This is a genomic window from Chloroflexus islandicus (assembly GCF_001650695.1).
GTDB classification, from domain to species: domain Bacteria; phylum Chloroflexota; class Chloroflexia; order Chloroflexales; family Chloroflexaceae; genus Chloroflexus; species Chloroflexus islandicus.
On record NZ_LWQS01000030.1, the window covers coordinates 59410 to 73383 of the forward strand.

12 protein-coding genes are annotated in these 13974 nt (G+C 59.8%); 4 read left to right on the top strand and 8 right to left on the bottom strand.

Annotated elements, in window-relative coordinates:
• Positions 1-23 precede the first annotated feature (23 nt).
• The 3 genes from radC to A6A03_RS01205 all read right to left on the bottom strand — a co-directional run bounded on the left by radC (position 24) and on the right by A6A03_RS01205 (position 4857).
• Entirely contained in the window at positions 24-713 is a 690-nt protein-coding gene (gene radC, locus A6A03_RS01195; protein WP_066782774.1) for a RadC family protein, read from the bottom strand.
• Positions 714-1153: 440 nt separating this feature from the next.
• The gene (locus tag A6A03_RS01200; protein ID WP_066782775.1) at positions 1154-2866 is read right to left on the bottom strand and encodes a universal stress protein; all 1713 of its coding nucleotides are present in this window, start codon (positions 2864-2866) and stop codon (positions 1154-1156) included.
• A gap of 389 nt (positions 2867-3255) precedes the next feature.
• Entirely contained in the window at positions 3256-4857 is a 1602-nt protein-coding gene (locus tag A6A03_RS01205; protein WP_066782776.1) for a complex I subunit 4 family protein, read from the bottom strand.
• A 664-nt stretch (positions 4858-5521) separates the two neighbouring features.
• Between A6A03_RS01205 and A6A03_RS01210 the strand changes: the two genes are divergently transcribed.
• Together A6A03_RS01210 and A6A03_RS01215 are read left to right on the top strand one after the other, a co-directional pair.
• Entirely contained in the window at positions 5522-6322 is an 801-nt protein-coding gene (locus A6A03_RS01210) for a TatD family hydrolase (protein ID WP_066782781.1), read from the top strand.
• A gap of 311 nt (positions 6323-6633) precedes the next feature.
• Positions 6634-9003, top strand: coding sequence for a DUF4129 domain-containing transglutaminase family protein (locus A6A03_RS01215; protein WP_066782783.1), 2370 nt, complete (start codon positions 6634-6636; stop codon positions 9001-9003).
• A 207-nt stretch (positions 9004-9210) separates the two neighbouring features.
• Here A6A03_RS01215 and A6A03_RS01220 read toward each other — a convergent pair whose 3' ends face one another.
• From A6A03_RS01220 to A6A03_RS19915, 3 genes are all read right to left on the bottom strand, one after another.
• Positions 9211-9705, bottom strand: a complete 495-nt coding sequence (locus tag A6A03_RS01220; protein ID WP_066782785.1) for a Crp/Fnr family transcriptional regulator — start codon at positions 9703-9705, stop codon at positions 9211-9213.
• Between the two features lie 33 nt (positions 9706-9738).
• Positions 9739-10785 (bottom strand): lysylphosphatidylglycerol synthase transmembrane domain-containing protein, encoded by a 1047-nt coding sequence (locus A6A03_RS01225; RefSeq protein WP_066782787.1) that lies wholly within the window; start codon positions 10783-10785, stop codon positions 9739-9741.
• Between the two features lie 127 nt (positions 10786-10912).
• Entirely contained in the window at positions 10913-11191 is a 279-nt protein-coding gene (locus A6A03_RS19915) for an acylphosphatase (RefSeq protein WP_076798201.1), read from the bottom strand.
• A 252-nt stretch (positions 11192-11443) separates the two neighbouring features.
• Here A6A03_RS19915 and A6A03_RS01235 point away from each other — a divergent pair, with 252 nt between their 5' ends.
• Positions 11444-12682 carry an MFS transporter gene (locus A6A03_RS01235; RefSeq protein WP_066782791.1) on the top strand — a complete coding sequence of 413 codons (1239 nt, stop codon included), beginning with the start codon at positions 11444-11446 and terminating at the stop codon, positions 12680-12682.
• Positions 12683-12692: 10 nt separating this feature from the next.
• Positions 12693-13241: a shikimate kinase gene (locus A6A03_RS01240; protein WP_066782793.1), complete on the top strand. Its 549-nt coding sequence runs from the start codon at positions 12693-12695 to the stop codon at positions 13239-13241.
• Here A6A03_RS01240 and A6A03_RS01245 read toward each other — a convergent pair.
• Both A6A03_RS01245 and A6A03_RS01250 read right to left on the bottom strand, forming a co-directional pair.
• Positions 13238-13690, bottom strand: coding sequence for a type II toxin-antitoxin system VapC family toxin (locus tag A6A03_RS01245; protein WP_066782795.1), 453 nt, complete (start codon positions 13688-13690; stop codon positions 13238-13240). The genes A6A03_RS01240 and A6A03_RS01245 overlap by 4 nt on opposite strands.
• A complete protein-coding gene (locus A6A03_RS01250) occupies positions 13687-13965 on the bottom strand; it encodes a hypothetical protein (RefSeq protein WP_066782797.1) in 279 nt (92 codons plus the stop codon). The genes A6A03_RS01245 and A6A03_RS01250 overlap by 4 nt, the downstream gene beginning before the upstream one ends.
• Positions 13966-13974 lie beyond the last annotated feature (9 nt).

Below are 13974 nucleotides of genomic sequence, written 5' to 3' on the forward strand. Positions count from 1 at the left end.
TAGAGTGGCGTATGCGCCGTCTGTTATTCAAACCCTAAGCCCCGCTCGCGCAGACTGACATAATGCCCGCGCCCAATAATGAGGTGATCGAGCACCTCGATATCGAGCAAGCGACCGGCAGCCACCAATTGGCGCGTCACCTGAATATCTTCCGGCGAAGGAGTGGCCTCGCCCGATGGATGGTTGTGGACGACGATAATCGCGGCGCTATTGCGCCGCACGGCGTCTTTGAAGACTTCGCCGATGCGAATGGTGGCCGAATTAAGGCTGCCGATGTAGATCGTGCTGATCTGCTGCACTCGATTCTTGGTGTCAAGCAAAACGGTGCGCAGATGTTCTTGGTCGAGGTGGCTCATCTCAACCATCAAGAGGGCTGCGACATCGGCTGGCGAGCGGATCGGAAATCGCTCGTCAACGCTAATCCGCGCCAGCCGGCGGCCAATTTCCAGCGCCGCCTTGATGCTGGCAGCTTTGCTCGCCCCAATGCCGGCCCGCCGGCAGAGATCATTGTATTCGGCGCGCTGCAAGCCGAGCCATCCGCCATAGTCACTGAGGAGTTGTTGGGCCAGTTGCAAGACGTTGGTGCCGCTGACGCCAACCCGCATCAGGATGGCCAATAACTCGGCATCGCTCAGCGCGCCGGCGCCGAGCCGGGCTAGCCGCTCACGGGGTTGGTCGTTGGTGGGCAGTTCGTTCATGCGCAGTGACAGCATACGTTCCTCGCGCTGCAATTTCGGTTCCTATATAGATACCGCGCGAGCGCGCGAAAAGATTCGCGGTTTGTGATTGAACAGGGGCAATTGCGAAAGGGAACGAGGGGTTACGAAGCGCGGGCTGATGGCCCTCACCCCCCAACCCCCTCTCCCACCTGACAGTGGGAGAGGGGGAGCCGCTGGGTAAGCGGGAGAGGCAGTACTGGCGTGGAACAGCAGCGCCCCTCGCCTGCGCCAGCGGGAGAGGGGCTGGGGGTGAGGGCCTCCCCTCCCCCAGCGGGGGAGGGGCTAGGGGTGGGGGCAGCTCCACAACGCCTTCGCGGAGCCGGACAGCCGTCCGGCTCTACTGCGTCGTTGCGTTTGCGTCCTCTGCGGCCTTTGCGGCGCCGGACAGCCGTCTGGCTCTACTGCGCCTTTGCACCGTTCGCCTGATCCGAATTCTACTGGCAAATCAGCGTGGGCAGGCGCCGGGTGCGCAACAACGCTTCGGTGGTTGAACCAATCACCAGATCACGGAGCGGGTCGCGGTGGCCGTAGCCGCCCATCACCAGCAGGTCAGCACGGGTCTGCTCGGCGGCGTGAATGATGGCCGGCGCCGGCTCGCCGCGTTCAAGGATATAACCGGCGGCAATATTGTAGCGTTCGAGGTAGCGGAAGGCGCGCATGCGCACCGCTTCGGCGCTGGCTTTGCCATCGAGCACGGTGACAACGTTGAGCGCCAGTTGCCAACGCGCAGCTAGATAGGCGGCGAGATAGAGCGCCTCTTCAGCTTTGCGGCTGCCATCATAGGCCAGCAAGAGCCGTTCAATCCGTTCAACCGCATGCGGGACGGTCAAGACAGGCCGTACCGAACAGCGCAAAATGGTGCGCAAGCCGGAGGCAAGCCGGGCTAGCGGCGATGTTCCGGGAGGGTAATTGATCTGGATGGCAACTAAATCGACGAGCCGGGTGCGTTCGCGAATAGCGCGGTCGATCGCGCCTACCTCAATGGCGCACTCGCCGGTGACACCCGCGGCGGCGCAACGCTCGCCAAATTCGCGTACTACTGCCTGCGCCGCCGCTGAATCGCGCTGGCGGATGCTGCGCACGACGTGCAGGCCAAGCGGACGCACCGTTTCCCGTTTGGCCCACGCCAGTACCTGATCAAGCACCTGCCAGCCATCAGCCTTGCCGTTCACCGGCACCAGCACCTCACGAAACAGCCAGTGCGCCGGATCAAGCGTGCGGTTGCGCCGCCACACGCCAGCCGGCATGGCTGGTTCAAGATTATCGGGAATGACCCGTTCGATCAACTGCTCTGCCCGGCTCGGCGCTTCAGCGAGATCATCGATCGCTTGGGCAAGGCTGATGTCCCACCCGAGATGCTTGCTCAGCTCATCGCGATGGTTGCACAACCAGAGGTAGAGATCGGTTTCGGTACGGCCGGGAAAATCGCGTAACAACCCGCGCTCGCGGATCAAGTCAGCGATTGGGCGATAGATGTGGTCATACCACAGCGCAGCCGCTTCCGGCAACGATGGCGTCTGATCGGCGGTAGCTAGCCGTTGCTGCATGTGCTCGATCTGCTGGCGCAGTTGCTCATACTGGCCGGCCACTGTGACCCGCAAATCGCAGCCGGGCCGTAATTCGTCGAGGCGGGTGGCTTCGAGAAAAGCGGCGTATTCGCCGGCAATCACGATCTCTTCAAGGGTCATCGATGGATCGATCGGCGCGCGCGAGACGAGCGGCGTGACATACGCCTGAATGTGATCCATCCCCAATTGGCGCGCGACCGACACGCGGTGATTGCCATCAATGACAAAGTAGGCTTCACCAATTTGATACACCTCAATCGGTGGCCAGCCATGCATGCTATCAACCGCGGCCATGACCCGCGACCAGCGTTGCCAGTCATCATCGCGCCGGGGCAAAAAGCTGCGGTTAAAGTCGTGGTAGCGGCCAACACTGCCGACAATCGCCGCTAGCGGGATTTCACGCAACTGGCGTTCGCCGGCCATGCGCGCATTGACCCGCTTCCGCACCTCTTCAAAGGGCAACAAATCATCGGACTGGCCGCGCAAACGGGCCAGCAGATGTTCCAGATCGGCGCGCCAACGCAGCCGTTGAAAGTCGTGTAACGCCGCCACCATGCGGCCATCGGTTGGTTCATCCATCATGGGGATACTATATCACACGTTCAAGGGCGGACAGAACATGTGGAACCCGGCCCTGAAGGGCCGGGCTAGGGTTATGAAGCCCGCTGTGCGGGCTGATGCCACTCACCCCTAGTCCCTGTCCCACTGGCGCGTTCAAGGGCAGACAGAACGCATGAAGCAGATACGATTGAAGGCTTTGCGATGCACCGTTTCGCCCGCACCCCCCGCCCCTCTCCCACTGGCGCGGGAGAGGGAAGTGTAGAGCTACGCTTTGAGGCATTGCACAGCGATCAATGGTTGCACTCAACCAAACGTTCTGTCCGTCCCTCAAATCACAATCGTAGGGGCGACAGTTGCGTCGCCCCTATGAGGATCAGCAGGAATATGGTTAGGAAGAAATGCCTGCTTTACCGCCATCCGTTCAACTGGGCCGCCGCCTGCACCGCCGGCGTGAGCGCATCGACCAAGCCTTGCACCGAGCCGGTGGTGCCGCTCAGCAACAGATTGGGGAACAGACCCAGCGCAATCATCACCGCCGCCAGCGCGCCGAGCGCCAACAGTTCGCGCCGCTTCAGATCGGGCAAATCGAGGTTCGCCGTATTCCGCACTTCACCCATAAAGCCCAAGTGGAACAGGCGCAACGCATACACCGCAGCCAGAATGATCCCGATGACTGCACCCAAGGCGAATGGCCAACCCAGCAACGGCGAGGTGAAGATGCCTTGCAACATCGTAAACTCGCCGACAAAACCGCTCAGGCCGGGCAACCCCGCCAGCGCCAGCAAGGTCAGCAGCGTCAACCCGGCGTACACCGGCGTCACGCTCCACAACCCGCCGAACGAGCCAAGCTCGCGGCTATCGCGGCGCTCTTCGATGACGGCCACGATGAGCAGCAACGCCGCCATAATCACGCCGTGGCCCACCATCTGCAACAACGCGCCATTGATGCCCATTGTATTGAGGGTCATCACCCCCAGCGCAATAAAGTTCATGTGGCTGATCGAAGCATACGCGATCATGCGCTGCATATCACGCTGGGTAAAGGCGATCAACGCGCCGTAGATGATGCCGATCACGGCCAGCACGGCAATGGCCGGCGCTGCCCACGAGGCCACTTCGGGGAAGAGGGTCAGGTTGAAGCGGATCAAGCCGTACACACCGAATTTGGCCATCAACCCGGCTAGCACAATCGCGACCGGTGTGGGGGCAACGCTGTAGGCATCAGGCAACCACGTGTGGAACGGCCAGAGCGCCAATTTGATCGCAAAGGCGATAAAGAACGCGCCGAACAGCAGCCGGGCCACCATCGGATCGAGCGTAAAGATACCGGCCCGTATATCGGCGACGATTTGATTAAGCGCGAAGGTGCCAGCAAAACCCGGCTCGATGGCGGCAACGGCGTTGCGGTGCAGAATATGCAACCCGATCATCGCAAACAGCATCAACAGCGAGCCGCCAAAGGTGTAGAGGAAGAGCTTCAACGCGGCTGATGCGCGCCCATGGCTGCCCCACATCCCAACGAGGAAGACCATTGGCAGCAGCGCCAACTCGTAGAAGACGTAGAAGAGCAGCATGTCTTGGGCCAGAAACACGCCGAGGAACGCCGTCTCGGCCAGCAGCAAGAGCGCCAACAAGAGCCGCGGACTGCGCGTCTGCCGCTGCCATGTCGCGGCAATCGCAAATGGGGCGAGGAATGCCGTCAAGCCCACCAGCCACAAATTAATGCCATCAACGCCAATCAGGTAGCTAGCGCCGACAGCGGGCAACCACGCGACCGAGTCGACAAATTGCAGCGGCGGGCCAATCACCAGTCCAGCGGTAGGGCCGTAAGGGCCTGTGTAAAACAGACCAATGACTGTTCCAGCGATGAGCAATGTCGCTATCGCCACACCCATCGCCGTCCAGCGATACAGAGCGGGGCGACCACGCGGCTGCAACAGAATGACGAGCGAGCCGAGCGCCGGCAGCCAGAGCAACAATGACAGGATGGGCAAGCCGAGCAGGTTCATGGCGCTAGACCTTCTTTCGTTTGCGGTAAAAACGACAACAGCCACCATAGTGACACGTCACGTGTCACTGGTCTCGAGCAAACTTGGCCTCGTTCCCTCTTTGACGACTTTGTCAGGATGGATACCGGTATGGCCAGCGGCAGAGTGATACGTCATTCCGATCCGTGTTGCTTAGCCTGTCACGCAGGCTTGTTGCTGCCGGGCCATCACAGCGTTCGGTAAGCGCTCACCTTTGTGATAAAACTCACGTTTACATCACACATAATGTTATAGCCCGATTCCGTTTTCTTGTCAACTGCTGAAACGTCGGTTTTTTACGGATGCCTATTGTGTGAAGAAAGTTACAAAGTATCGCGTAAGGTTCTCAACGGTTCAATTATTCGTGAGATCTGTCACAGAATTTGTCGTGCTGTAACGTATGGTGGGCCAAGCAGGTGCGGTGCGCTGCGACTCGGGCGAGTATGTGCGTTGCGCAGGCAGGCCGTGTGCGCCGTCGTTTACGCGCTCAGTGCGGCTGATCGAGGTTGTAATGTTGGCGCAGTGCTGAGCGATCACCGTACATGGCGCTCTGGTTTGGATTGGGTGATTGTCATCCGATGATCGGCGTGGGTATAATACGCCTGACTCGACGAGGGCATCTGTGCTACAATGGGGTAGAATACCTATGAATACTCCTATTCGCCTAATTGACACTCATCTCCACCTCGCCTCGATGCAATTCGATGGCGATCGCAGTGACGTCGTTGCGCGTGCGTTTGATGCGGGGGTCGCGGCGCTGATTGAAATCGGCTACGATTTGGCCTCCAGCCACGCTGCGGTCGCGTTGGCGAATGCCCATCCGGCCATTTTTGCCGTGGTCGGCATTCAGCCAAACCATTTGCACGATTTGCCTGCCGATTGGATCGAACAGGTTCGCACCTTAGCCTCCCATCCGAAGGTGGTGGCGATCGGCGAGATTGGGCTTGATTACTACTGGATGAAGTCACCGCCGAGCGAACAAGAAGCGGCGTTTCGCGCTCAACTGGCGCTGGCCGGCGAGCTTGGCTTGCCGGTCGTTATCCATTCTCGCGATGCGATGGCCGAAACGATTGCTGTGCTTCGTGACGCTGCACGCGGGCCGGGAGTGATGCACTCGTTTTCCGGCGATTGGGCGGCAGCGCAGGCATGCCTTGAATTGGGTTTTTACCTCTCGTTTTCGGGGCCGCTGACCTTTCCGAAATCCACCGCTTTGCACGAGGTTGCCCGCCAAGCGCCGTCCGATCGGATCTTGATCGAGACCGACAGCCCGTATCTTAGCCCGCATCCGCACCGTGGCCAACGCAATGAACCGAGCCGTCTGATCTACATCGGGCAGAAGCTGGCCGAGCTGCGCGAGCAGTCGTTGGCCGAGCTGGCCCCCCAGCTTTGGCAGAATGCGCTTAATGCCTTCCCCCGTTTAGCCGCGGCGCTAGGGGATGGGAAGTAAGCGTCTGGACGGGCAGAGTGTCGCTCTACCCGCACTGTAGCTCTTGGGGTTGAGGAGCGGACAGAACATCGGATTGCGTATAACCGTTGATCGCTGGGCAATGCCTTCACGCTCGTTTCTGAACTCCCCTTTCCCGCACCAGTGGGAGCGGGGCAGGGAGTGAGGGGACACCAGCGCATTTCAAAGCCATAGATCATATCTGCGCGCATGCGCTCTGTCTGCCCTTGAACCTCTTAGGGGGTAGCTGGTGCGGTTAGCGTCTGGCCGGGCAGAGCATCGCTCTGCCCATACATAGGGTAAAGGCTTCTTTCATGGCCAAGTCTTCATTTGCAGCGTCATCGTCTCGCTTCCCGAATCTCTGGTGGATGCTGCCGGGGGTCATGCTGGTCTTCCTGATGACCGGCGCCGTGGTGCGCAGCTTGGCCGAGTCGGGTTGGGCGAGCGGCTTGTCGATCTTGCCGGCAGTGTCTGGCATGGCTGTGGCGGTTGGCGTGGCGCTGGCCGCTTGGCCGCGGTTGAACCGTTGGGCGGCCCATGGGTTGTCGCTGGTGCTGGCGTGGGCGTGGATCGTGCAGCAGATTGGGCCATTGCTGGATAACCGGCTGCTGGGCTGGCGCGATTGGGCGGTCGAGTTGGCGATCCGCGCGCTCACGTGGGGGCGGGTGCTGGCGAGCGGTGGGCGCGGTGAAGATATTGTGTTGTTTGTGTTGGCGTTGGCGGCTCTGTGTTGGTGGCTTTCCTATGCGACGGTATGGGCGGTGGTTCGCCAGCAACAGCCATGGCTGATGATGATTGCCAATGGCGCTGTCTTGCTGGTCAATTACACCTACGTCTTTCCCAAGCCCGATCTCGAAGCGATGGTGTTTGTGGCTAGCGCCTTGCTGTTGTTGGTCTATCACCATGTGATGCAACGCCGGGCGGCGTGGGAGACGCAGCAGATCAGTTACCCTGATCTCTTGCCGTTGCGCGCCATGTGGGCTGCTACCGTGGTCGGGGCGGCGCTGATTGCAATCACTGCCTTCTTGCCGGCGCAGATTACCGCTGAACGCGCCTTGCAGACGTGGGAATCGCTGCGGGCGCCGTTTCGGGCGGCGCGGGCAGCGTGGGAAGATGCCTTTAGTACGATTAATGCCCCTCCCGGCGCCGGCAGTATCTCGTTTACGGCGCGAGTAGCGCCGTTGGGCGGTTCGCGTTTCCTCGGTTTTGATGAGGTGATGACGGTGCGTTCGACGCGGCTCGATTATTGGCGCGCGGTTGCGTTCGATCGCTACGATGGCTCAGGCTGGTCGAATACCACCGGTGAACTAGCGCGGGCGGCGCTGGGGGTGGCAACGGCTGAACAGGCGCGCACGCCGCTGGCTGCTGGGGAAACGATCCCGCTGACTGACCGGCGGGCGCGGCAGGTGATTACCCAAACGTTCACCTTAGCCCAAGATCGGAACGATGATCTGTTGCTGGTAGGGGGCACGCCACTCCAGTTTAGCCTTCCAGCTAGTCTCGAACACGTGATTACCCGCGCTGATAGTGGCGGCATCATGCCGATCTACGATGATTTGGCGCTGGTAACTGCCGCGACCCCCTTAGTAGCCGGTACGACGTATACCGTAACGGCGTTGGTCTCGTTAGCTGATGTGCAGACGTTGCGCAACGCCGGCACTGATTATCCGCAATGGGTGCGCGAACGCTACCTGCAATTGCCGGCCAATTTGCCGGCGCGTGTGCGGGCCGAAGCGGCGCGGGTGATTGCGGCTGCAAATGCCGAAACTCCCTATGATCAAGCGATTGCCATCGAAGCGTATTTGCGCCGGCTGACCTACAGCGAAGATATTCCGCCGCCGCCAAGCAATGCCGATCTGGTTGATTGGTTTTTGTTTGAACAACAAGCCGGCTATTGCGATTATTTCGCGTCAGCAATGGTGGTGATGCTGCGCTCGGTGGGAGTGCCGGCGCGGTGGGTGCGCGGTTATGCCAGCGGCGATTTTGACCCCGAAGAGGGTGTCTATATCGTGCGCGAAAATGTGGCCCATAGCTGGCCGGAAGTCTATTTTCCCGGCGTCGGCTGGGAACGGTTCGAGCCGACGGCAGCGAGTTATACGTCGGCGCCGCAGCGACCATTGCAATCGGTCTTTGGCGAAGAGTTGGAAGACGCCGCCAGCAGCGCCAGCGGCGCGGCCTTAAATCCCGGCCGGTTTGAAGAGCCAGAAGATGAGTTGTCGGCGAGCGGCGTCAGCAGCGGGGCAGCAAGCGCGCCAGCGGCGGCGGGACGTAATCCGGCGGGCAGCGGTGAATGGTTTGGCTGGTTGCTGGCGGTGCTCGCCGTGCCGGCCAGTGTTGGGCTTGCGTTGCTCGGTGGCCGTTGGTGGCTGGCGCGTGAACTGCGGGGGTTGCGGTTGGCGGCGGCAGCGTATGCCGAAATGGGTTGGCTGGCGGCGCTCGCCGGTTTGGCCCAGCAGAGTTGGGAAACGCCGCTCGAATATGCCCACCGCTTGGCGGCGGCATTGCCGGAGCATGCGGTAACGATCCACGGCATCACTGCGGCCTATGTTGGTGAACGTTACCGGCGGGGGGCGGTCGTGCGGGTGCCGCCGGAAGCGGCGCGCCAGTTGTTGCGGCGAGCATTGCTGCGCTATGCGGTACGTCACGCCGTGCAGCGTGTATGGTCGCCGGTACGGGTGCGCTAGGATGTGGGCATGTATGAGCGTGTGAGGCTGCTCGTGAGCCACCGGAGGCGGTAAAGCAGGCATGGCTGCTCGTGTTTAGAGCAACGCACGCTGCGGTTTCGTTATGACAAAAAGGCAACACCCCATGTATCTAGTCGCGGGGTGTTGCCGTTGCCGTGATATAAGGTGCTGCTCTCGCTTAGGTTAGCTCTTACGGCTATATGCCGATCACCGCTTTCCCAACTCTCCCTGTTGCCAGCGAATATTCCCGCGCAAGAGCAGATTTGACGACCGCAACTTATAGGCGAGGTCTGCGGCCATATTTCTCATCACCAAATAGCCAATGCGCGGATTACGATCGCATAAAGCGGCAAAATCGCGCTCACGGATCACAAGGAGGACACACGGATCAACGCAACTAACTGTGGCCGACCGAGTGGCGCCGCCAAGCAGCACCATCTCGCCAAAGCTTTGCCCGCTGTAGAGCATATTGATGGTTGAAGGGGCGAAGGAACCATCGGAAGTGCGGGTATTGATGGCGATCCGGACGCATCCTTCGTGGATGATGAACAACTCGTCGCCTTCATCGCCTTCGTTAAAGACCGTTTGGCCGGCTCCTAGCCGGCGCACTTTACAGATAGTGGCTATCTGCAATAGTTCCTCGTCACTCAGACCGCTGAGCAGCTCCACTCGCCGTAAATTCTCGACGACACTCTTGTTCATACGACCCCCCCCGATTGTGTCGCGATGATCGCGTTAATCGTGCGACGGCGCTTCGATCGGCCTCGTGCGGAGCTTGCTGCTGACGAGCGGGGTAACGTGCTCGTGCATAAGCCAATGGTAGCACACTGCCGCCACCGGCGCAGCCAACCAATAGTTAAAGAGCCGGAAGATGATCGCTGCTGGTACCGCTGCCGGCCCCACTCCCATTTGGCTCAAGACCGCCACCAGCGCCGCTTCAACGGTGCCCCCGCCGCCGGGCAAGACATTGAAGGTTGATGTTACGAGCGCTACGCCAAATGCCGCCAACACCACCGCAAAGCTGACGTCAGTTCCGAGTGCGTGCAATACCAGCAACATGGCCAAGCTGTGGCCGCTCAGTGCGGTCAACTGGATCAGCACCAACAAGATCACATCGCGCCGGCGATGGATCAGTAAACTACGACCACGCGCTAAATCAGCAACGATCCGATCAATCCAAACATCACTTGACCGGCGCTTGAAGAGCCGGTTGATCGTACGGTTTATTGACTCCAACCAACGGCGTAGTGTTGCTTCTGGCCTCGTTAACACGAAGATAGCCGCTCCAATCACTGACAGGCCAACCAACCCGGCAATGTAACTGGCGCCGGCTGCTTTCAAGCCATGCCAAGCAAAGTAGGCAAGGCTAAACGAAAAGACTAGTAGCATGGCTACTACGTAGCTGAGCGTTTCGAGCGAAGCGAGCAAGGCCGATTCACCGGTACGAATGCCACGGCGGTTGAAATTACTCATCAGAAAGGCATAACTGCCGACACCGCCTGCTGGCACTGATTGGCTGATAATAATCGCGGTAAGCGCAGTAGCCCACAGGCGGAGGAGATTCATCCGGTATCCCAGCGAACGGAGCACCACGTTAAACACCTGCGCGCTCATCAAATAGCTGAGGGCGATAAGCGCGAGCGCAGCCAGTAACCAACCCGGTTTGGCATCATTCAGCAAGCTAAACGCTTCAGCGATCCAATGACGGTTGAGAATCGCCAGCGTAATAATACCGATACTGATGATCGCGCTCGTAATCAGTTTCCAGCGTTTGACGCCCATAACCGTCCTTTCGCGACGAGGCGACTCGGGAGGCTGGCCAGAATCATAGGGGTGGGCTTGCGGCGTATGCACAGGTTTACGTGACTTTTTTGCCGCAGATGCCCGTTTTATGATACGGTGGCGCTCTTTACCAGACAATGGAAAAGATCCCTTCCTTGCCGGTCGGTTCTTCCCAGTGGACCTCGACCCGCTCGACTTGAGCTTGGCTGGGGCCGCTGTAACACCAACTGATGAGTTTTTGAACGGCTGGCCGGCTCCCTTCAAAGACTGCCTCCACACGACCATCGCTCAAATTGCGTACCCATCCTTTGACTTGCGCTTCACGCGCACGGTCGCAGGTGTAGGCGCGGAAGCTTACCCCTTGGACGCGACCGGAAATAAAGACATGAGCACGAACAAGATCCACACGCCACCTGTCAATATTCAATATTAACTCTATTATACCAGCATGCTGAAACCACTACTGAGTATAGCGCACCGTGAGGCGCTCTGCAACAGCGCAACATAAAAGGTTTGTCAGAGAAGCGGGCAGATAGGGTGCAGCGGGCGGAAGGTGCGCCTTTGGTTATCGTAACGTTCGTAAACCCGTTTCCGGTGGCGCGCAAGTTGTGGTATGCTACACCCTCGGCGGCGCATGCCGAACCAGCGCGGAGCGGGTATGATTTCCGTGACATCGAATCTACGTCTTTCTCTGGCCCAAATCCCGGCGGCGGTCTGGCGCATTCTGGTACACAGTTTTCTGTATGGCTTTGCGTTGAGCATTGCCGACATTCTGTTCAATTTCTATCTGGTCAGTCAAGGCTATACCGTCAACGACGTCGGTTTGCTATCGATGGTGAGCCGGGCAGCCGGGATGCTGATGGGGCTGCCGATCGGTTGGCTGATTGACCGGCTAGGGCCGCAGCGGGCGATGATCGCCGGCGTCATTGGTTATGCGTTGGGTTGGGTGGCATTGTTGCAGGCGCCGGCGCTGCCATGGCTGATTGCGGCTCAGTTTGTGGTCGGAGCTTGCTATCTGTTAGCATCAACTGCGGTAACACCCCTGCTGGCGCTGGTGACAAAGGAGGAGCAGCGCCCGTTGGTGTTTGGCATGAATGCCTCAGCGACGCTGGTGGTGGGGTTGCTGGGCAGTGCGGTCGGCGGGGTTTTGCCGATGGTGGCCGCCAGCCTGATTGCAACCGATCCGCAATCAACGGCAGCGTACCGCTTGGCGTTAACTACCGTGATCGGCTTGAGCATCGTCGCGCTGTTGCCGGTGTTGGCACGGTTGCCGGCGGTTGTTGAAGCGAGCGACAGCGGCGGGAATAGTGCTGAAACGCCGGCCCGGCGTTCGTGGCTGATGCTGATCTGGTTGGCCACGCCGTCGTTTTTGCTCGGCGTCGGCGGTGGCGCCATTCTTCCGTTCCAAAATCTCTTCTTCCGTGATCAGTTTGGTCTCAATGATGCGAGCGTCGGCTTGGCGCTGGCATTAGCTTCACTAGGGGCCGGCATCGGTGCGTTGATTGGCGCGCCAGTGGTGCGCCGGATCGGTCTGCAACGAGGCGCGGCTTTGTTGCGGCTGGGGGCGACGCCGGCGATGCTCTTGATGCTAGCACCGTGGTTGCCGTTGGCGATTATCGGCTTCTTTGCCCGCGGCTTCTTTATTGCCGCGAGTTATCCGATGAACGATGCGTTGGTGATGGGGGCCACGCCGCCGGCGCAGCGCGGCTTGGCGATGAGCCTAATGAGTCTGCTGTGGGCCGGTGGTTGGGCGGTGTCGGCGGTGATTTGGGGGTGGGTGGCGCCGGTGTTTGGCTATGGGCCGCAAATTGTGGCGGCTGCGATTGCGTATGCCTTCTCGGCGCTGGTGATTTGGAGTTTGCGCCTACAACGAAGTGTAGGGCATGCGGCTGCATAGGAGCAGGGGTATGGTCTGGGATCCAAATTGGCTTGAGCGTCCGATTGCGTTGATCGGCTTAAGCGGTTGCGGCAAATCGACGCTGGCCCGTCTTTTGGCCCGCGCGCTCAGTTGGCCGTGGTACGACACCGATGCGGCGGTGGCGGCGGCAGCGGGGATGAGTGTGGCCGATCTGTTTCAAACCTACGGTGAAGCCGAATTCCGGGCCCGCGAGTCGGCGGCGCTGTGCGAGGCGCTGCGTGAGGCGCAGGTGATTGCGACCGGCGGCGGGATTGTGTTGCAGCCGGAAAACCGGCAGATGCTGCATGATCGAGCAACGGTGATCTGGCTCGATGCGAGCGATGCGACGATTCTGGCGCGCCTTGCCGTCGATGCCGAAGAGCGCCCGTTGTTGCGCGGCGATGCGGCGACTCGCTTGGCGGCGTTGCGCGCGGCGCGTGCGCCGCTCTATGCCGCATTGGCCGACCTGACGGTGCAGACCGATGGGGTGACGCCGATCGAACTGGTGCAGCAGATCATCACAGCGTTGCGCAAGGGGAAAGAGGAACGAGCGGGTTAGCTGCGCTGCACATCACTTGGTTGGGCAAAACGGCGCAGCCATGGCAGACGATCGAAATCGGCGTCGAAGCTAGCAATCACCGGGATGTTCCGTTCGCGGCACGCGAGCGCGATCAGCGTGTCGTGGAAGTTCAATTCGCCGCCAGAATGGCGCATGAGGTCAATGATGTCCGGGTAGAGGCGCGGTACGTCGGGTAAGATCCAAGTGATGGTATCTACCCCGATCCGCTGTTCCAAACGGTTAAACAATGAGATAATGCTGTCTACGCGCCCCTTCTCGCGCAGGCGACGTGTGGCCGTACTGAGTGCTTCGCCTATCACGCAGTCAAAGTAAATTAACTCCACGCTGTTGTCGATCAAGACGCGATGGAGTTGCTCAGCTTTTTGGTGCCAGACATCAGTTGGATTAATCAATCCAACGAGCACCGAGGAGTCAATTGCTACTCTCATTGTTCATAATCCTCATCAAATACTGCTTCCGTATCGGCGAGTGCATCCCCTTCATATCCTTCATCCAGTAAGTTGAGCCAGTTTTCTAAGCTGATGGCTGGCGCTGCAACCGTCGGATACCGCCACGGCGTGGCCGGTTGGGTGAATGATGCCATCTGCTGCGCTTGGACAAAACGGACGAACGCCTCAACGATTGGCAGGCTCTCGGCGGGTAAGGTCTGTACGAGAGCGATGATCCGCTCGCGGGTTTCATGGCTGGTAAGGGTCGTTTCCATACCTCTGGC